Origin of the sequence: Roseobacter sp. HKCCD5988, from assembly GCF_037830355.1 — a bacterium.
GTDB lineage: Bacteria > Pseudomonadota > Alphaproteobacteria > Rhodobacterales > Rhodobacteraceae > M30B80.
This window is the reverse complement of the sequence record NZ_JBBLYJ010000001.1, coordinates 433,909-453,298: the sequence shown is the minus strand read 5'-3', so window position 1 is coordinate 453,298 and position 19,390 is coordinate 433,909. Positions and strand designations below refer to the sequence as shown.

Here is a 19,390-nt window from a genome sequence, read left to right as displayed (position 1 = left end):
TCACATTTCAGCGAGGGCTCAGCCCTGTTCAGGCACTAAAATCTCACGCTTGCCGACATGGTTGGCGGTTGAGACAAGACCTGCCTCCTCCATCTGTTCGACCAAACGTGCGGCCTTGTTATAGCCAATTCCAAGCTTGCGTTGGATGTAGGAGGTCGAGCATTTCCGATCGCGCACCACCACGGCCACAGCCTGATCATACAGCGCATCTTCGCCGTCCGTATTGCCGCCAAGACCAAGCACCAGATCAATATCGCTTTCTTTGTCCTCATCAGGGCCATCCAAAACGCTGGCCGCGTAGGCGGGAGGGCCAAAGGATTTCAGATGACGCACGATTTCCTCGACCTCTTCGTCACTGACAAAGGGGCCATGAACGCGGGTGATTTTGGAACCGCCCGCCATGTAAAGCATATCGCCCATACCCAAAAGCTGCTCAGCGCCCATCTCGCCCAAAATGGTGCGGCTGTCGATTTTTGAGGTCACATGGAAGGAAATACGCGTTGGGAAATTGGCTTTGATCGTGCCTGTAATCACATCCACCGAAGGGCGTTGTGTCGCCATGATCAAATGAATGCCGCTCGCCCGCGCCATTTGTGCAAGGCGTTGAATGCAAGCTTCGATCTCTTTGCCTGCAACCATCATCAGATCGGCCATTTCGTCCACGATCACGACAATGAACGGCATGACCTCGGGCTTGAACTCTTCGGTTTCGAAGATAGGCTCACCCGTATCCTCGTCAAAGCCCGTTTGGACAGTGCGCTTGAACATTTCGCCTTTGGACAGAGCATCGCGCACGCGGCCATTATAGCCTTCGATATTGCGCACCCCCATTTTCGACATTATGCGATAGCGCTCTTCCATCTCACCCACGACCCATTTCAAAGCGACAACCGCCTTCTTGGGGTCAGTCACAACGGGGCTGAGAAGATGCGGAATGCCGTCATAAACCGACAATTCCAACATCTTGGGGTCAATCATGATCATGCGACATTCTTCAGGGCGCAATTTATACAACAGCGAGAGGATCATGGTGTTAATCGCCACCGATTTCCCCGAGCCTGTGGTGCCCGCAATCAGCAAATGCGGCATCTTGGCGAGATTGGCCACAACAGGCTCGCCGCCGATTTCTTTACCCAAAGCCAAAGGCAGCTTGTGATTTCCATCGCCAAAATCACGGCTCGACAAGATTTCGCGCAAAACCACTTTTTCGCGGTGCGAATTGGGCAATTCGATCCCGATCACAGAGCGCCCTGGAACGGTTGAGACCCGCGCAGAGAGCGCCGACATTGAGCGGGCAATATCATCAGCCAGACCGATCACGCGGCTGGCCTTTAGGCCTGGTGCGGGCTCCAACTCATACATCGTAACAACTGGGCCGGGGCGGACACTGACAATCTCACCTTTGACGCCGTAATCATCCAACACGTTTTCCAACATCCGTGCGTTTTCTTCGAGGGCCTCATCGGACAAATGAAAGCGTTCAATGGTGGTCGGGCTAGACAACAAAGAGAGTGGCGGGAATTCATATTCCATCTCGCGCGCCTCTAAGGGCAAGGAGGGCTGCGCATCCGCCATTGCCTGACGAGAGGGCGCGGCGGCCCTTTTGGGGCTGTGCTGCACCACGCGCCGCGCTTCTGCCCCAGTGCGGGCAGGATGCGAGGCAACAGGCGTATAGTCCTCATCTTGCGGCGACACGCTGAAGCTTTCATCATCGTCAAAACCATCGGCGAAAATATTGTCGCTGTCATCCTCATCGGCATAAGGGTCATAGTCTTGCGCAATCTGTGGATCCACCACACGCGCAGAGGTAGAAAGCGGAGGAACCTCGCGATAAATCTCGCCTGCAATTTGCGAGGGGCTTTGTGCAGTCAATGGTGGCGCCACGCGCTTGGCAGGATTGGGAATGCCATCGGTGACCCGCAACGCCTCAGGCCGTGCAGAGGTCGCACGATTGCGCACCGCGTTTGAGATTTTTTCGCGCAGGCGCGCATTCTCATCGGTCACAAGGGGCGGTTGCTGCGCCACATCTGCGGTGCGATCTTCGCCACCGCGGATGGCGCGCAAAATGGGCACGCGGTCAAACAATCCTTGTTGCGCAGGGGCTTCGGGCGCTGCGGCTTGAGGGGTCGAAAATGGCACCTGCAGCGCATTATCGTCATCCACCAATAGATCATTGGAGGAATATTGCGCCGCGCTACGCGGACTTGGCGCGCGCATGCGCCCGCCGATTTGGCCGCTCATTTGGCTGACGCCGCGACCGATACCTGCCGCCATTCCCGAAGCGCCATTGCTGGCGTGGAAAAGCGCAATCAATCCACCACGGGTAAAGAGGCGCAGTTCAGAGCGCGTCACCCCAAGCGCATAACCTGACAAACCAAGGCTTACCACGCCCATAGCGATCCCCAAAACGGCGATAGACATATTCATCGAAACGGGCAGGATATTGACCAAAACCCCCATAACAGTGTCGCCAAACAGCCCGCCCAAACTAAAGCTGTGCTGCCATCCCGAACCAGGAGGGAAGCTGACCATGAATACAGAACAGGCAGCAATCGCAAATGGCAGCATAATCAAGCGCGACAGCGCGCGCTCTTCGCCTTTGTGCAGGGTCAAGCGCAGACCCCAAACAACCAAACCCGCCGCCATCAAATAGGATGCATAGCCAACAATCATGATCAGAATTGCAGACATGGACGCCCCAAAGCGGCCAAGCAGGTTCTGTGGCGGCGTATCTGTTGCAACCATCCAATTTGGGTCATTTGGCGTATAGCTGACCAGCATGGCCCCAACCGCAAGCCCTGCAAGCACCAGCATAAGGCCAAGCAGTTCCTTGCCACGCCGTTCCAATGCCTCTTGCATCGGGGCGTCCAGAAGGGGGTCACGTTGTCTGGTTTGATACGCCATTCTTCACCTCACTGATACAAACAGCCATGCAGGCGCAAAAGCCCGCGCTGTAATTCTTGTTCTTCTGCCACCAAAGCCACGCGCAGGCGGTCTTGGCCTATGGCCTGACCCGCAACAGCGCGCGACAAATACGATCCAGGCAAGCAGCGCACGCCCGCCTCGCGCCACAGTTTCAAGGCTGCGGCCTCATCATTCTCAACAGGCAGCCAAAGGAAAAACCCCGCCTCAAGCGGCTGATACCCTGCGACATTGCCAAAAATCTCATCAGCCATTTGGTATTTACGGCGATAGATGGCGCGGTTTTCTTCCACATGGGCCTCATCGCGCCATGCAAGGGCAGCAGCCGCTTGCAGGGGCAAAGGCAAAGGGGCGCCTGTGTAATTCTTCAACTGCTTCATCGCTGCGATATTGCCAGAACCCGATGCAGCAAAGCCCGATCGCAATCCTGGAAGGTTTGAGCGTTTCGACAGCGAATGAAACACCACAACCCGATCAGGGTCTGCGCCCATGTCATGGGCCACCTGCAAAGCACCCACAGGGGGGATTTTGCGATAAATCTCGCTGTAACATTCATCCGCGAAAATTCGGAAATCATGTTTCTCGGCCAAGGCAATCAGATCACGCCAATAGGCCTCGGTGGCAACCGCACCTTGCGGATTGGCCGGCGAACAAAGATAGGCAATGGTCACGCGATCAAGAAGGGCCGCAGGCAGCGCGGCATAATCAGGCAAATCGCCCGTTTCAGCGGTTGCAGGCACATAGATTGGCTCTGCATTAATCGCGAGGCTTGCCACCGCATAAACCTGATAAAACGGGTTTGGCATCAAAACAGCGGGTTTTTGCCCCGCCTTTTCCTCAACCCCAAGCGCAAGAGCCGCATTGAACAAACCTTCACGCGTGCCGTTCAGGGCGAGGATATGCTGGTCTGCGTCAAGGTGAACACCGTAGCGGCGCGCGATCCAAGCCACAATCGCCGCGCGCAAATCTTCGCCCCCCTCATTGGGGGGGTAACGGCCAAAACCCTCAAGCGCCTCAGAAATCGCGCGTCCGATGAACTCAGGGAACGGATGACGCGGCTCACCGATAGACATGTTAATCGGATCGCCGCCCGCCTGATGGACGTCAAGCAATTTCCGCAAACGCGGAAAGGCGTATTCTGGCAGGTTCGAAAACCGCTCGGGAAACACCATGACTGCCTCAAATATCGGGGTCTGTTTTCGCCCCTTTGACAGTCAAATTAACCTCTTATGACGCAAACGTCCAGAAAAAGGATCAGGCTTGCAATGCGGCCTCTGCCGCCGCCCCAAGACGCAGAAGCCGTTCCTCCTGACCTGCGGGGCAAAGCAGCATTACCCCCGTAGAGGGCACCCCAGTGGGCAATGTAAGGCCGCAAGACCCCATCAAATTTCCAATTCGCGTGTTGCGCAAAGCCAGTAGATTTTCGGTGACATAATACTCCTCGTCCACCATCAACCGCGCGATATTGGGCGGCAAAATCGCGACAGTGGGCACAATCACCGCGTCATACCCTGCCGTCTCACGATGGAAATCTTCGCGCAAAGCCTCAAGCTTTTGCCAAGCTGCGATATAATCACTCGCCAAAACATCCGCCCCGCCACGGAAGCGCTGCAATATGGGGCCAAATATCTTTTCAGGATTGGCCTCAATCATTTCGCGCCAAGTCGCATAGGCCTCAGCAGCAAAAAGAATGGGCGAAAGCGCCATCGCCGCGTCAAGTGCCGCTGATTTATGCCGCACAATCTGCGCCCCTGCCGCAGCAAAGGCTTCAAGCGCACGAGCAAAGCCTGCGGCGGGCGCATCGCGCACATCCTCCGCATATGGTTCCATCACCAAAAGCCGCCGCCCTGCAAGGCTTGCGTTCTTGAGGTCAACGGCGCGCAGGCCCGCCAGAACGGCGAACACCTCGGCGCAATCTTCGACCGAGCGCGCAAGCGGGCCAACTGTGTCAAATTTCGCGCAAAGCGGAACAACCCCACGATTGGACAGGCGTCCATGGCTCGTTTTCAAGCCAACCAAATCGTTGAACGCAGCAGGCACCCGCACAGAACCGCCTGTGTCAGACCCAATGGCAACGGCAGCCAACCCAAAGGCCACCGAAGCGGCGGCACCAGAACTGGAGCCACCCGGCACGGCGTCTGGGTCATTGATGTTGGGCGGCGTTGCAGGCAAAGGATCAAGCCCTTCGCCAAACATCGGGTTCAACCCAAGGCCAGAAAACGCCAATTCTGACATATGGGTTTTGCCCAAACATACGCCCCCCGCCTGCGTGGCGCGGGCCAAAACATCGGCATCTCGTGTTGGAACGCGCCCCGCAAGCAAGCGCGAGCTGGCCTCAGTCGCGACATTGGCGCTATCAAATAGATCTTTCCACGAGACAGGCACCCCGTCCAGAATGCCCCGGCGCACCCCGTTGCGCGCCCGAGATCGGGCTGCTTCGGCCTCGGCTAGGGCGCGGGCCTCGGTCAGACGGGCATAAATACGCGCGCCTGCGGGATGCGATTTTATCGCGCTCAAATAGGTTTCGGTCAGACCCACTGGATCAATCGAGCCTTCGCCAATCGCGCGCCCTTGTTCACTTGCCGTGCGTGTCAACCATTCGCGCATCTTCATCCCTTTGCCGCTTTTGTCTCGCATGGGCAGAGTAATGACGCTATGCCGCGTGGACAATTCCATAAATTAGCCCATCATAACCTGCATGACATGTGACACAGATATTTTGATTGTAGGTGGCGGGCTGAACGGGCCGACCCTTGCGCTTGCGCTCGCGCAGTCAGGGTTTCGAAGCATCGTGATTGATGCAAATTCCCGCCCGAAGCGCGAAGCGGATACGTTCGATGGCCGCGCCTATGCTTTGGCCCGTGCATCGCAAAAAATGTTGGCGGCTTTGGGGTTGTGGGACGCTGTCGCAAAACAGGCGCAGGCCATTTCCGAAATCAAAGCCTCAGACGGTCATGCAGGCCGCGGGGCAGCGCCGCACTTCCTACATTTCCAAGCGGCAGAGATGGAAGAAGGCCCTATGGGCTATATGCTTGAAGACCGCTACCTCCGCCGCGCGCTGATCGCGGCGATGGAGGCCAATGATAAGATTACGCATCTCAGCGACAGCATGGTCGTAGATCAAAGCACCGATGGGGCTCTGGCCGAGGTTACATTGGCCGATGGTCAGCGTTTACAGGGGCGAATTTTGATTGGCGCGGATGGTCGCGCGTCAGGTGTGGCGGCACGCGCTGGCATTCGCCGCCAAGGTTGGGATTATGGGCAAACCGCCCTTGTCTGTGCCGTCAAACATGAATTGCCCCATAACGGCATTGCACATCAGTTCTTCATGCCATCGGGGCCTTTGGCGATCCTACCTTTGCCTGACAATCGTTGCTCTATTGTCTGGAGCGAAAAAACCGCCCGCGCCGCCCAAATTGCGCGCGCAAATGACGCTGAGTTTCTCAAGGCACTGCGCCCCGCATTCGGTGACTTTCTGGGTGAGATCGAATTGGCGGGCGTGCGGTTCAGCTATCCGCTGAAGCTCACCTTGGCCGAGCAGTTCATTGCCCCGCGCCTTGCCCTTGTTGGCGATGCGGCGCATGGCGTGCATCCTATCGCAGGTCAGGGGCTTAACCTTGGCTTTCGGGACATTGGGGCATTGACCGAAGTGCTCCACGAGGCACGACTGCATGGCGAAGATATCGCCTCGGAACTGGTGTTGGAGCGGTATCAGCAATGGCGGCGCTTCGACACCACCGCGCTTGCGCTTGGGATGGACACAGTCAATCGCCTGTTCTCAAATGACAACCCTGCCCTTCGGCTGATCCGCGATATCGGCATGGGCCTTGTCAGTGCAACGCCCGCGTTACGGCGTGGGTTCATGCGGCAGGCGGCAGGTCTAACGGGGGACTTGCCACGCCTCTTGCAGGGCGAGGTGCTTTAACCCTCAATCTCACGGGCTTCGTTCTCTAGCATGATTGGAATGCCTTCCTTAATCGGAAATGCCAATTTTGCTTTTTCGGAGATCAATTCTTGACGCTCTGCATCATAGCGCAGGCTCCCCTTGGTCAGCGGGCACACCAATGCCTCAAGCATATGTCTGTCAAACACGGGGCTGTCTGCGCTCATTGCATGGCCTCATCGGATGATCCACCCCGCAAGGCAAATTCGATCAAGGTTACAAGCGTCTCGCGCCGCGTAGACAGGGAGGGCGCCTCAAGCAAGGCTTGCTTTTCTTCTGGGTCAAAGGGGCATAGCATTGACAGCGAATTGATCAGCAATTCATCTTCGGCATCTTTCATACTGTCCCAATCGGTCGACAGTGACATGGCCGCAAAATAGCGCTCCAACAGATCCATAAAGACGGGACGATCAAAGCCCTGATCCTGCTCGACCTTGCCCAAATCATTCTCAAAGCCTGCCCAATCGACATCACCTTTGAGATACGGGGTAAAGCCTGACTGTTCGCGTTGCAGGCGAAAGCGCGAAATTCCCGTCAGCGTAATCATATACCGCCCATCCTCGGTTTCCGAGAATTGGGTCAGACGACCTGCGCAGCCAATGCTGTGCAACCGCTTAGCACTGCCTTTGGGCACCTCAAGCGGTTGGATCATACCAATCAATCGGTCGGGCGTGCGCATGCAATCTTGCAGCATGGCCAAATAGCGTGGTTCAAAAATGTGCAATGGCAATCGCGCCCGCGGCAGCAGCAACGCGCCGGGAAGTGGAAAGAGCGGTATCGTATCGGGCAGGTCGCTGTGATGGATCATGAAGTATGAAATAGCGGCCAAATGCGATCAGGCAAATATCATCGATGACAATCTTCTGCGGCCCTTTTGCACCAAAGGATCCGTGGGCTTAAGCGCATCGAAGATTGTAAAGAGCTGCGCCTTGGCAGCCCCGTCATTCCATTCGCGATCACGGCGGAAGAGATCAAGCAATTCTTCAATCGCCGCCTCCGCCTGCCCTGCCGCATAGAGCGCCTTTGCGTAATCGAACCGCGCTTGCAGATCATCAGGGTTGGCCGCCACGGCGGATTGCAACTCGGCCAAGGGCCCTGCCTCATCGGCTTGGCGCGCCAAGGCGATCTGCGCGCGTGCGGCCTCAATCTCGGGCGCGGCGGCGATTGCGGGGGCGGCGTTATTCAGCAAGGCCTCCGCCGTGTCCAAATCGCCCATCGCGATATGAGCGCGCGCCAAGCCACCCATGGCGGCTGCATTTTCAGGTTCTTCGCCCAAAATCGCCGCAAAGGTCTGCGCCGCATCGGCAACGGCCCCTTGAACAAGCATTTCTTCCGCGGCCTCAAGCGCCTCGCCCAAGCCACCATCGCCTGCAAGGGCGGCGATTTTTTCAACGAAGCGCTGCACATCCCCTTGCGAAAGCGCCCCTTGGAACCCGTCCACGGGTTGTCCCTGCCAAAACGCGTAAACGGTAGGAATAGACTGCACCTGCAATTGGCCCGCGATCATCTGATTCTCATCAACATTGACCTTGGCCATGCGCACCGCGCCCTTTTTGGCCTGCACCGCCGCCTCAAGCTGTGGCCCAAGCGTCTTGCAAGGGCCGCACCATGGCGCCCAGAAATCTACGATGACAGGAACCTCGCGGCTGGCCTCAACGACATCGGCCATAAAGGTCTGATCGGTGACATCCTTGATGACATCCGCGCCTGCGGGCTGTGCTTGACCAAATTCCAACATTTATTTCTCCGTCACTGATGAGATCTGCGCGCGCCCTCTATATGCGCGCTTCGAGCCCATTCTCCAAGGGGTCAGAGATCAATTGTCGCAAAAACCGGGGCGTGATCCGATGGCTGCTCCCACCCGCGAGCGGCGCGCAGGATTCGGCTTGAATGCGCAGCATTGGCGATATCTGCGGTGGCCCAGATGTGATCCAAACGGCGGCCTTTATCCGCCTCGTCCCAATCACGAGCGCGATACGACCACCAACTATAGAGCAACCCTTCGGGTATATCCTTGCGGGTGACATCCACCCAATTCCCCGCCTCTTGCACTTGGGCCAGATGATCCACCTCAATCGGCGTGTGACTGACAACCTTTAACAGCTGTTTGTGGCTCCAAACATCGTCTTCACGCGGCGCAATATTCAAATCGCCCACAAGGATAGATTTTTGCGGGGCATCCGCACGAAACGCATCGCGCATCTCCGTCAGAAAATCGAGCTTTTGGCCAAATTTTTCGTTGACCTCCCGATCGGCAATATCGCCCCCTGCGGGAATGTAGAAATTATGGATGACCACCCCATTGGGGAGGCGCGCCGCCACATGGCGAGCATGACCAAGCCCAGCCCAGTCTCGCGCGCCCGCCTCTTCAAGCGGCAGCTTGGACAGGATCGCCACGCCATTATACCCTTTCTGACCACGCGCGACCATGTGGGTATAGCCCAGCGCCGCAAAGCCTTCGGTGGGGATTTTTTCAACAGGGCTTTTGCATTCTTGCAAGCACAAAACATCCGGCGCTTCTTCACGCAGCAGTTTCAGCACCAACTCTTCGCGCAATCGCACCGAGTTGATGTTCCATGTTGCAAGTGTGAACGCCATTTTGCCATGCCCTTTGATGAAACCTGTCCCCTCTCCTAAGGGCTTGAGGGGCATGGTGCAATGCGAAGGAAACTGAAAAAGGCCCCCGCTTATGCAGGGGCCAGTCCAACAGGGAGAAACCACGGGGGGGGCGCGGGGGCTTGGGCAATCCCGCAAGGTTCCCCGTGCGACATCACAGCTGCAAATCTGATGCCAAGTCAGGCAACCAATCGGTAACCGCCGCCTTCGGTGACCAAAAGCTGCACATTGCTGGGATCGGGTTCGATCTTTTGACGCAAGCGGTAGATATGGGTTTCCAACGTATGCGTGGTGACCCCCGCATTATACCCCCAAACCTCGTGTAGCAGCACATCACGGGCCACGACCCCCTCTTGTGCGCGATAGAGGAATTTCAGGATATTCGTTTCTTTTTCCGTGAGGCGGATTTTCTTTTTATCTTCCGTCTCGAGCAATTTCATCGCGGGCTTAAAGGTATATGGCCCAAGTTGGAAAATCGCATCTTCAGATTGTTCGTGTTGGCGCAGTTGCGCGCGAATGCGCGCTTGCAACACCGAAAACTTGAACGGCTTGGTGACATAATCATTTGCGCCCGCATCGAGGCCCAAGATCGTATCAGCATCGCTGTCATGGCCTGTAAGCATAATGATCGGGCATTTGATCCCTTGCTTGCGCATCAAGCGGCACAAATCGCGGCCATCCGTATCGGGCAGGCCCACATCCAAGATCACCAGATCGTAAATTTCCTGCTTGGCCTTTTCCATCGCTTGCGCGCCCGTGCCCGCCTCGAACACATCGAAATCCTCAGTCATCACGAGCTGTTCTGACAACGCCTCGCGGATATCTTCGTCATCATCGACAAGTAGGATTTTTTTCAGGTTCGCCATGTCAGCCCTCCAAAGGCAAAATTGTGCCTGTCTCACATGGGTGTGATATACCCTATTTGAAAAGGGTTTGAAAAATATCCTCACGGCTCTGTGTTGTTCTGTGGCCAATTGTTTCAAATTCTGACAATCGGGGCTAAAGCTAATGCCCAGACCATAAGATCAGGACGGACAAGATGAGCCTTGCGCCAACCGCCAGTGAAATCGCCGCCCGCGCCCGCGCTGATTTGCGCGCAGGCTTGCCTGTGGTGTTTAGCGATGGCGCAAAGGGGTTGATCGCATTGGCCTCGGAGACAGCAAGCACGGATCGGGTAGAAGATTTCCGCGCACTTGGCGCGCCCTTTATCGTGCTGTCCGATTGGCGGGCGCGCATCTTGAATCTGCCACTTTATGAGGGCGATATCGCGCGCATCGCATTGCCCAAAGATGCAGGCAGCCGGATCCTAAAGGCACTGGCCGACCCGAAGGATGATTTGGATCGCCCGATGAAAGGCCCGTTCCAAAGCCTTCAAGGGCCGGAACACGGCTCGGCGGATGACGCGCGCACCGCCATTCATTTCGCCAAGTCGGCACAGCTTTTGCCCGCGATGCTTTGCGTGTTTCGGGATGACGCCGTGGCGATTGCACGGGAACATGGGCTGACCGTTCTGCCATTCTCGGTGGCGCGGTCACAATTGGCAGAAAGCCAACCCTTTCACGCCGTAGCCGCCGCGCGTCTGCCGATGGTTGCCTCTGAGGCGGGGCGCCTTCATGTGTTTCGGCCCGATGATGGCAGCGCCGAGCATTACGCCATTGAAATTGGTCGCCCTGATCGGGACAAACCCGTTTTGGCGCGTCTACACTCTGCCTGCTTTACGGGCGATGTATTGGGCAGTCTCAAATGTGACTGCGGCCCCCAACTTCACGCGGCATTGGCACAAATGGGCCAAGACGGCGCGGGTATCCTTCTCTACCTCAATCAAGAGGGGCGCGGGATTGGTCTGGCCAATAAAATGCGCGCCTATAGCCTTCAGGATCAAGGGTTCGACACAGTCGAAGCCAATCATCGTCTTGGGTTCGAAGATGATGAGCGTGATTTTCGTCTTGGAGCAGAATTGCTGGAAAAATTGGGTTTTGCCTCGGTGCGCCTGATGACCAACAACCCTCGAAAAGTTGAGATGATGCGCCAATCAGGCATAGAGGTCACAGAACGCGTGGCGCTCCATGTCGGCCAAAACGCGCATAACGCGCATTACTTGGCGACCAAGGCCGCGAAATCAGGACATTTGCTGTGACCCTGCCCGGCCCCAAAGACCTTGTGATCACCCATCAGGGTGCGCAGTTTATGGGACGGCGCTTTCCCTGCAGCATCGGGCGCGGCGGGATGAGCCGCAGCAAGCGCGAGGGCGATGGGGCCACCCCAGTCGGCATTCGCCGCATCGTTGGCTGCCTCTATCGCGCCGACCGCATGGCGCGCCCTTGTGATTGGGCCCTCAAAATTGGGCCGCGTGATCTGTGGTCAGATGATCCGCGCGATGAAGACTATAACCTCATGGTGCGTGCGCCCTACGCGCACAGCCACGAGAAACTGCGGCGCGCAGACCCGCTTTATGATTTGGTGCTGATCACCGATTGGAACTGGCCCTATGCGGAACGCGGGCGTGGCTCTGCGATTTTCATCCACCAATGGCGGCGCGCGGGCTATCCGACCGAAGGATGTGTTGCGTTCTCCCGTGCAGATTTGCGATGGATCACTGCGCGCATTACCTACGAAACACGTTTGATCGTGCGGGACGCGAAAAGCTATCCGTGAGGGGCGACACGCGCGCCGAATATGGCAGAGCCCACACGAATATGCGTGGCCCCTAACCGCAGCGCTGTTTCATAATCTGCGCTCATTCCCATCGACAATTCCGAAAGCCCGTTTCGCGCAGCAATCTTGCCCAAAAGGGCGAAATGCAGGCTTGGCTCCTCGTCCACGGGCGGGATGCACATCAAACCTTTCAGCGGCAAATCCATCGCGCGCGCAGTTTGGATAAAGGCATCTGCATCGGCAGGTAGGATGCCCGCCTTTTGCGGCTCGGCGCCTGTGTTGACCTGAATGAACAGATCGGGACACTGGCCCATCTCCTGCGCCATATCGGCTATGCGGCGCGCCAGTTTTTCGCGGTCGACTGTGTGGATCGCGTCAAACAGTTCCATCGCGGGACGCACCTTATTGCTTTGCAATGGGCCAATCAGGTGCAGATCCACCCCCTCAAATTGGGCTTTGAAATCGGGCCATTTGCCCTGCGCTTCTTGCACGCGGTTTTCACCAAAACTACGATGGCCCGCTTGCAGCACCGCCTCAACCCGCGCATTTGGCTGGACTTTCGAGACAGCGATTAGTTTTGCCGCACCAGGCGCGCGCCCCGCTTCGGTCAAAATTCGCGCCACATCTACATGAATATCCTCAAGCGCCATTTTACCCTCACCCGTCACCAAATGAAAAAGAGCAGGCCAAAGCCCGCTCTTTCCCTAGCAGATAATCCGTGAGGATTAGAAGCTGAATGTCAGACCGAAATCTGCTGTATTTCAGTAGACGCAGTATACACCAATTTAAACAAAACCGCCCGCGCAATAGCATAGAAATTGTAGGCTGATTATTATAATGACACTTATTCAGGTTTTTGGCTTGACGGGGGGCAGTCTCGTTTATATTACGCGGGCCTCAGGCGGGCCCGTAGCTCAGTGGTAGAGCAGTTGACTTTTAATCAATTGGTCGGAGGTTCGAATCCTCCCGGGCTCACCAATAGCCAGATATGACGCGTATCTGCTACCCCCAACCCAGACAGTCAGCGGCATTAATGTGCGCAGTTTATCTCACGAAAATTGATGTGTTGGCCGGCGTATTTCCCGCCTGGTCACTCTCAATCCGTTTAAAGTTGATGCCTCCAAACAAAAACTGTAGGTGCAGCCCACTGCCTTGCTAGAGGCTGGGCCTCTGACAAAGCGGATGCGCTCATAGGCTTGCGTCCCCATCGCAGCGCTATGAGCGGGCAGGGCATGATTTCTGATCACACGCCTTAGCGATTGGTCGCGCAGCGTGAGAAACGAGTCGGATTTATCACCATAGAAATCAGAAAAAATCGCATATCTTGACCCAAGGCGCAGCGCAGATCGGGGCAATTGCATTATGTTTCTGTCAGTTTTTGATATTTTCAAAATTGGGATTGGCCCCTCCTCCTCCCATACGATTGGGCCAATGAATGCCGCTGCGCAATTTCTCGACCGCCTGCGCCATGGCACTCGAGAGCCCGGCGCCGGCGAGGTGGCGGCCTTGTCATGTCATTTGCACGGATCGCTTGCCTTTACTGGCAAAGGTCACGCCACTGACCGCGCTGTAATTTTGGGCCTTGCTGGGTTTCGCCCCGATAAACTTGACCCAGACCAGGCGGATAGCGCCATTGCAGCGATTAAATCAGCAGGGCATGTTACCCCTGACGGGCTGCCGCAACTGCGCCTCAACCCAGAGGAAGATATCATCTTTGACTATGGCCCCGCCCTAGTGGGGCATGCCAATGGTATGATCCTCCGCGCTTATGACGCCAACGGGGCGCTCTATATGGAGGAAGTCTTTTACTCCATCGGTGGCGGTTTCGTAATGACCGCAAAAGAATTACAGGCGGCCAAAGCCGCCCGCAAGAATTCACTCGCCGCCCAAAAGGCGGATGCAGGATACCCCTATCCCTTTGGCACAGCTGAAGAAATGTTGATTATGGGGGCAAAGGCGCAGAAATCTATTGCGCAGATGAAATGGGAGAATGAATGCCACGGCGCGCCGCGCGCCGAGGTGCAAAAGCGCCTTGAGGCAATCCGAGATTCGATGCTGTCCTGCATTGAGCGCGGCTTGCGGATGGAGGGTGAATTGCCCGGCGGTTTGCGGGTCAAGCGCCGGGCAAAGGCGATCCATGATCAGTTAAAGGCAGAGGCGGGGCGCAACATCACCCAACCCCATACAATCAACGATTGGCTTTCGGTCTATGCAATGGCCGTGAACGAAGAAAACGCGGCAGGGGGCCGAGTGGTTACCGCCCCCACCAATGGGGCGGCAGGCGTGGTTCCAGCAGTTTTGCATTATTATCTAACCCATTGCATCGGCGCGACCGAAAAGGGCGGGTTGGATTTCTTGATGGTCGCGGCGGCAATTGGCGGGTTGATCAAGCATAATGCCTCGATCTCTGGGGCCGAAGTTGGCTGTCAGGGCGAGGTCGGATCAGCCGCAGCCATGGCCGCAGCGGGGCTTTGCGCGGCACTTGGCGGCACCAACGAACAGATTGAAAACGCTGCTGAAATCGCGCTTGAACATCACTTAGGCATGACCTGTGACCCCGTGGCAGGATTGGTTCAGGTGCCCTGCATCGAACGCAACGGCCTCGGTGCGATCAAGGCTGTATCGGCCGCTTCATTGGCGCTGCGGGGCGATGGCACCCATTTCATGCCGCTTGATAATTGTATCGAAGCCATGCGGCAAACGGGCCATGATATGAACCTGAAATATAAAGAAACTTCGCTTGGGGGCTTGGCCGTCAATCTGCCTGAATGCTGAGGCGGGTCAGCCGCGCTGACGCACGGTGTCACCCGCCAAGAATTCTGGTGACAATCCGATATCGGCCCCCGAAAGCGCGCGCCCTGCAATGATTTTGGCCGCCTCACGTCCAATATCTGCGCGGCGGCTGTCCATGGTGGCGATGCGCAAGGGCAGCCCGTCCAAAATGGCAAAGGAATTGAACCCCGCAATGCCAATTTGATTGGGAATATCATATCCCTTTTCCAACAGGTAAAGCAGGCCGCCCGCCGCGTTCATATCCGTATTATAATAGAGGAAATCAAGATCAGGGCTGCGGCTTAGCAAATCTTCGGTCATCGCGCGGCCTGTGCCAAAACCCGAGGGGCCTGCATAAAAAATCTTATCCGCCAAGGAGAGACCCGCCTCCTTCAGCGCATCCTCAAAGCCCTGCTGCCGCTTTTGCGACCGAAAATCGCGCAAAGAGCTAGAACCCAGATACCCAATTTTGCGATAGCCACGGGCAAGGATTTCTTCGGCCATGGCGCGACCTGCCGCCACATGTGAGATGCCTACGCGGGCCGCCACACTTGGGCCGTCAATGTCCATCACCTCGACAACAGGAATCCCCGCATTCTCCATCATCTTCCGCGCGGCATCTGTATGTTCCAACCCCGCTACGATCAGACCAGAGGGCCGCCATGACAGCATTTCGAAAATGACTTTTTCTTCCTGCCCTAAATCATAATTTGAGGTGCCAACAACGGGCTGCAAATCCGTTTCATGCAGACCCTCACCAATGCCTGTAAGGACATCAGGGAAGACCATGTTGGATAGAGATGGGATCACCACGCCAACCAGATTGACGCGGTTCGATGCCAAAGCGCCCGCGATTTTATTGGGCACATATCCCAAGGCGCGGGCAGCTTCAAAAACCTTGCTGCGCGTGCGCTCAGAGACATCCCCCCGATTGCGCAAGACGCGGCTGACGGTCATTTCCGAAACCCCCGCTGCCTCAGCCACATCGCGCAAGGTCATCTGGGGCTTGCCATCAAAGGGATTGCGTCCGCGCACGTCTGGTATCCTGTCTTCGGTCGTCTGGTTCCTATTGATACGCCGAACTATCCCTATTTGCCAAGCGTTCGGTTTTTTGGCTCGACTTGCGCGCCATAGCAAATTCCAGCAAAAAAGCAGACATGGCCCCGTGGCTCAACTGGATAGAGCAATCCCCTCCTAAGGGATAGGTTACAGGTTCGAGTCCTGTCGGGGTCACCATGCAATCTGTCTATTTTGATTGACAGTCTGGCTGTCGCGCCTGATCATTGATCTTGGACCATAGGAAAGTTGACAAAGATCATGTTGGATGCGCAGCGGGGAACACTCGCGCCTAAACTTGGTAAAGGGCCGCGTGCGGGGCTTTGCACCGATTGCGGGGTCAGTCGCATGTCTGATGATCGCGCCTGCGGGCGGGCCTGTCAGTTTATCGCCCCAGATTATCCGCACGCCGAAGTCCGCATTCATGGGCGTATAAGTGACCCTGCGCGTCATGAAGAAGCGTTTTTTGGTGTGACCGAAGCGATGTATCGCGCAAGGCTGACCCCTGTGGCCGAAGGCGCGCAGTGGACGGGCATTACCATTGCGCTCGCGGAAACCTTATTACGGGCGGGGGCGATTGAGGCGGTCATCACAGTGGCGCCTGACCCAGACGATCAGTGGCGCCCTGTGCCTGTGTTGGTCACCGAACCAGACGACTTATCCGCCTGCCGCGGAATGCGCATGGGCTTTGCCCCAAGCGTGGCCTTGTTAGAACTCGCAAAGGTGCGCGGGATCACGCGCTTGGCCTTTATCAGCATCCCCTGTCAGACCTATGCCCTGCGTGCGCTTGAGGCCGAGTATGGGTTCGAGCGGCTTTATGTCATCGGCACGCCCTGTTCGGACAACACCACAACCGCGCGGTTTCATGATTTCCTTGCGCTGCTTGATGCCAAGCCAAATAGCATCAGTTATCTTGAGTTTCGCGCGGATTACTCAGTCGAGCTACGCTTTTCAGATGGGCGCCCGCCCCGTTTCGTGCCTTTTTTGAAATTGCCAATCTCGCAATTGCCTGCGGATTTCTTTCCAATGACCTGCAAGACCTGTGTCGATTACACGAACCGCTTGGCCGATATCACGGTGGGCTATATGGGCGGCGATGGGGCGCAATGGATCTTGGTGCGCAATGCCCGTGGCGCAGAGATGCTTGATGGCATCAAAGATCGGCTCTGCCTGTCGCCCTTGACCGATAAGGGGGATCGCACAAGCGCGGTCAAAGGCTTTTTGGCCAATACGGAGCGTGCGGCGGGCGGTTTGCCCCTGCGGCGGATGCCCAACTGGCTGCGGCCATTGGTGGCCTATCTGCAGCCTCGTCTTGGGCCGCGTGGCTTGGAATTTGCCCGCGCGCGGGTCGAGATGAAGGCGATTGAAACCATCTTACATTTGCGCCGCAGTCATCCTGCCAAGATGAAGAATATGGTTCCCGCCCATGTCTGGAGCCTTGCTGCGCGCTATGGGGTGGGGCCCAATCCATCCGAGATTGCGCGCGAGGATGGTAATCCGTAATCTCGCGACTATGACCAAACCCAATCTCGCGCCAGATTTCAGTTTTGAGACGCAGATCGGCGGCCTTGTTGCGGGCGTGGATGAGGTGGGGCGCGGCCCATTGGCGGGGCCTGTTATGGCCGCAGCAGTTATCCTAAACCCAAGCGATATTCCCGAAGGTTTGCATGATTCCAAAACGCTCAGCCAAAAGCGGCGCGAGGCGCTGTTCGATGAGATCGCCGCGCGGGCCGAGGTCAGTATCGCAGAGGCGAGCGTTGCCGAGATTGATGAGCTGAATATTCGCAACGCCACTTTTTTGGCCATGCGCCGTGCGGTGCTTGGTCTCTCCCGCTGTCCAGATCATGCGCTGATTGACGGCAATGCCATTCCCCCTGATTTGCCCAGCCCTGCTACTGCAATCATCAAAGGTGATGCCCGTTCTGTTTCGATTTCGGCGGCTTCTATCATGGCCAAGGTAACACGGGATCGGCTGATGGTGACATTATCGCAACAGTTTGCGGGCTACGGCTGGGAGAAAAACGCGGGCTACCCCTCAAAAGCCCACCTTCAAGCCCTTCAAGATATTGGGGTGACCCCGCACCATAGACGTTCATTCAAGCCCGTCCACAATATCTTGTATCAACATCATCTTGTAAGTCGTTGATTCAAAAAATAAATTGACGGCGAATCAGTTTCGACTCATCTTAGGCCTCAAGATGAGCGTCAAAAAATGGCGCCGTGACGATTAAAAGTCAGAGGCAGTGATGAAGACGAAAACCAATCCCGCGGGGGCGCATGCCCTGCCGCTTAACCAGATATTGGCTGGTGATTGCATTGATGTGATGAACAGCCTTCCTGAAGGTTCGGTCGATCTGATTTTCGCCGACCCGCCTTACAACCTTCAGCTCAAGGGTGATTTGCATCGCCCCGACAATTCGCTTGTAGATGCGGTGGATGATCATTGGGATCAATTCGACAGCTTCCGTGCCTATGACGAATTCACGCAAACCTGGCTCGCTGCGGCGCGCCGTATCCTCAAGCCGAATGGCGCGATTTGGGTGATTGGCTCGTATCACAACATTTTCCGCGTGGGGGCCGAACTGCAAAACCAAGGCTATTGGTTGCTGAATGATGTTGTTTGGCGCAAATCCAATCCGATGCCCAATTTCCGCGGCAAGCGTTTGACAAATGCCCATGAGACGATGATCTGGGCTTCGAAATCTGACGCAGCGAAATACACGTTCAATTATGAGGCGCTCAAATCCCTAAATGAGGGGATTCAAATGCGCTCTGATTGGCTTTTGCCGATTTGTAATGGCGGTGAGCGTTTGAAGAACTCGCGGGGCGAAAAGGCACATCCAACGCAAAAGCCTGAATCGCTGCTGCACCGCATTTTGATTGCCTCAACAAATCCAGGCGACGTAGTTCTTGATCCTTTCTTTGGCACTGGGACAACGGGCGCCGTTGCAAAGAAATTGGGGCGCGATTTCATCGGCATCGAGCGTGAGGAAGAGTATCGCGAAATCGCCGAAAAGCGTATCGCCAACACGCGCCGTTTTGACAGTGATGCGCTTGAAACCAGCCTCAGCAAAAGATCGGAACCGCGTATTCCCTTCGGTCAATTGGTCGAGCGGGGCTTGCTGCGGCCTGGTGAGGAATTGCACAGCGGTAATGGCCGCCATCGTGCAAAAATTCGCGCCGATGGCACGCTTGTCGCTTTGGACACCAAAGGGTCGATCCACCAAGTGGGGGCGAAACTTGAAGGCGCACCTTCGTGCAACGGGTGGACATATTGGCATTTCCGCCGTGACGGGAAAACCGTGCCGATTGATCACCTTCGTCAACAATTGCGTTCCGAGTTGGGCGAGTAACGCCACCTCCAAAACAGCTTTCGATATACCGCCCGTGCCTGTGGCTTTTGCCTCGGGGGCACGCACCTTACCC

The 19,390-nt window shown here is 56.4% G+C and carries 17 protein-coding genes and 2 tRNA genes; 9 read left to right on the top strand and 10 right to left on the bottom strand.

All coding sequences use genetic code 11. The annotated features are described in order from the left end of the window. Positions 1-18 precede the first annotated feature (18 nt). From AAC636_RS02285 to AAC636_RS02275, 3 genes are all read right to left on the bottom strand, one after another. Entirely contained in the window at positions 19-2,904 is a 2,886-nt protein-coding gene (locus AAC636_RS02285; RefSeq protein WP_340300257.1) for a DNA translocase FtsK, read from the bottom strand. 8 nt (positions 2,905-2,912) lie between these two features. After that, entirely contained in the window at positions 2,913-4,094 is a 1,182-nt protein-coding gene (locus AAC636_RS02280) for an aminotransferase class I/II-fold pyridoxal phosphate-dependent enzyme (protein WP_340300256.1), read from the bottom strand. Between the two features lie 82 nt (positions 4,095-4,176). Beyond that, positions 4,177-5,529 carry an amidase gene (locus AAC636_RS02275; RefSeq protein WP_340300255.1) on the bottom strand — a complete coding sequence of 451 codons (1,353 nt, stop codon included), beginning with the start codon at positions 5,527-5,529 and terminating at the stop codon, positions 4,177-4,179. Between the two features lie 91 nt (positions 5,530-5,620). Between AAC636_RS02275 and AAC636_RS02270 the strand changes: the two genes are divergently transcribed. Beyond that, positions 5,621-6,847: a UbiH/UbiF/VisC/COQ6 family ubiquinone biosynthesis hydroxylase gene (locus tag AAC636_RS02270; protein WP_340300254.1), complete on the top strand. Its 1,227-nt coding sequence runs from the start codon at positions 5,621-5,623 to the stop codon at positions 6,845-6,847. Here AAC636_RS02270 and AAC636_RS02265 read toward each other — a convergent pair. From AAC636_RS02265 to AAC636_RS02245, 5 genes are all read right to left on the bottom strand, one after another. Further along, a complete protein-coding gene (locus tag AAC636_RS02265; protein ID WP_317656765.1) occupies positions 6,844-7,032 on the bottom strand; it encodes a Trm112 family protein in 189 nt (62 codons plus the stop codon). The two genes, AAC636_RS02270 and AAC636_RS02265, sit on opposite strands and share 4 nt — an antisense overlap. Further along, the gene (locus tag AAC636_RS02260; protein WP_317656766.1) at positions 7,029-7,673 is read right to left on the bottom strand and encodes an LON peptidase substrate-binding domain-containing protein; all 645 of its coding nucleotides are present in this window, start codon (positions 7,671-7,673) and stop codon (positions 7,029-7,031) included. The genes AAC636_RS02265 and AAC636_RS02260 overlap by 4 nt, the downstream gene beginning before the upstream one ends. 27 nt (positions 7,674-7,700) lie before the next feature. Beyond that, the gene (locus AAC636_RS02255; protein ID WP_340262178.1) at positions 7,701-8,603 is read right to left on the bottom strand and encodes a co-chaperone YbbN; all 903 of its coding nucleotides are present in this window, start codon (positions 8,601-8,603) and stop codon (positions 7,701-7,703) included. Between the two features lie 71 nt (positions 8,604-8,674). Beyond that, positions 8,675-9,463 (bottom strand): exodeoxyribonuclease III, encoded by a 789-nt coding sequence (locus AAC636_RS02250; protein ID WP_340300253.1) that lies wholly within the window; start codon positions 9,461-9,463, stop codon positions 8,675-8,677. A 197-nt stretch (positions 9,464-9,660) separates the two neighbouring features. Next, a complete protein-coding gene (locus tag AAC636_RS02245; RefSeq protein WP_317656769.1) occupies positions 9,661-10,347 on the bottom strand; it encodes a response regulator transcription factor in 687 nt (228 codons plus the stop codon). A 173-nt stretch (positions 10,348-10,520) separates the two neighbouring features. Between AAC636_RS02245 and ribA the strand changes: the two genes are divergently transcribed. Continuing rightward, a complete protein-coding gene (gene ribA, locus AAC636_RS02240) occupies positions 10,521-11,618 on the top strand; it encodes a GTP cyclohydrolase II (protein ID WP_340300252.1) in 1,098 nt (365 codons plus the stop codon). 50 nt (positions 11,619-11,668) lie between these two features. Next, positions 11,669-12,136 carry a L,D-transpeptidase family protein gene (locus tag AAC636_RS02235; protein WP_340301069.1) on the top strand — a complete coding sequence of 156 codons (468 nt, stop codon included), beginning with the start codon at positions 11,669-11,671 and terminating at the stop codon, positions 12,134-12,136. Here AAC636_RS02235 and AAC636_RS02230 read toward each other — a convergent pair. After that, the gene (locus AAC636_RS02230) at positions 12,127-12,786 is read right to left on the bottom strand and encodes a YggS family pyridoxal phosphate-dependent enzyme (protein ID WP_340300251.1); all 660 of its coding nucleotides are present in this window, start codon (positions 12,784-12,786) and stop codon (positions 12,127-12,129) included. The two genes, AAC636_RS02235 and AAC636_RS02230, sit on opposite strands and share 10 nt — an antisense overlap. Positions 12,787-13,039: 253 nt before the next feature. Between AAC636_RS02230 and AAC636_RS02225 the strand changes: the two genes are divergently transcribed. Together AAC636_RS02225 and AAC636_RS02220 are read left to right on the top strand one after the other, a co-directional pair. Then, a tRNA-Lys gene (locus AAC636_RS02225) sits at positions 13,040-13,114 on the top strand. A gap of 384 nt (positions 13,115-13,498) precedes the next feature. Continuing rightward, entirely contained in the window at positions 13,499-14,911 is a 1,413-nt protein-coding gene (locus AAC636_RS02220) for an L-serine ammonia-lyase (RefSeq protein ID WP_340300250.1), read from the top strand. 6 nt (positions 14,912-14,917) lie between these two features. On the opposite strand, the gene AAC636_RS02215 is transcribed toward AAC636_RS02220, so the two are convergent. Next, positions 14,918-15,907, bottom strand: a complete 990-nt coding sequence (locus AAC636_RS02215; RefSeq protein ID WP_340263039.1) for a LacI family DNA-binding transcriptional regulator — start codon at positions 15,905-15,907, stop codon at positions 14,918-14,920. A gap of 160 nt (positions 15,908-16,067) precedes the next feature. Here AAC636_RS02215 and AAC636_RS02210 point away from each other — a divergent pair. From AAC636_RS02210 to AAC636_RS02195, 4 genes are all read left to right on the top strand, one after another. Continuing rightward, positions 16,068-16,144: transfer RNA gene (locus AAC636_RS02210), tRNA-Arg, on the top strand. Between the two features lie 81 nt (positions 16,145-16,225). Further along, entirely contained in the window at positions 16,226-17,467 is a 1,242-nt protein-coding gene (locus tag AAC636_RS02205; protein ID WP_445322550.1) for a Coenzyme F420 hydrogenase/dehydrogenase, beta subunit C-terminal domain, read from the top strand. Then, positions 17,454-18,110 carry a ribonuclease HII gene (locus tag AAC636_RS02200; protein WP_445322532.1) on the top strand — a complete coding sequence of 219 codons (657 nt, stop codon included), beginning with the start codon at positions 17,454-17,456 and terminating at the stop codon, positions 18,108-18,110. Before AAC636_RS02205 ends, AAC636_RS02200 begins: the two co-directional genes overlap by 14 nt. Before the next feature lie 100 nt (positions 18,111-18,210). Then, positions 18,211-19,317, top strand: a complete 1,107-nt coding sequence (locus AAC636_RS02195; protein ID WP_340300248.1) for a site-specific DNA-methyltransferase — start codon at positions 18,211-18,213, stop codon at positions 19,315-19,317. Positions 19,318-19,390: the final 73 nt, after the last annotated feature.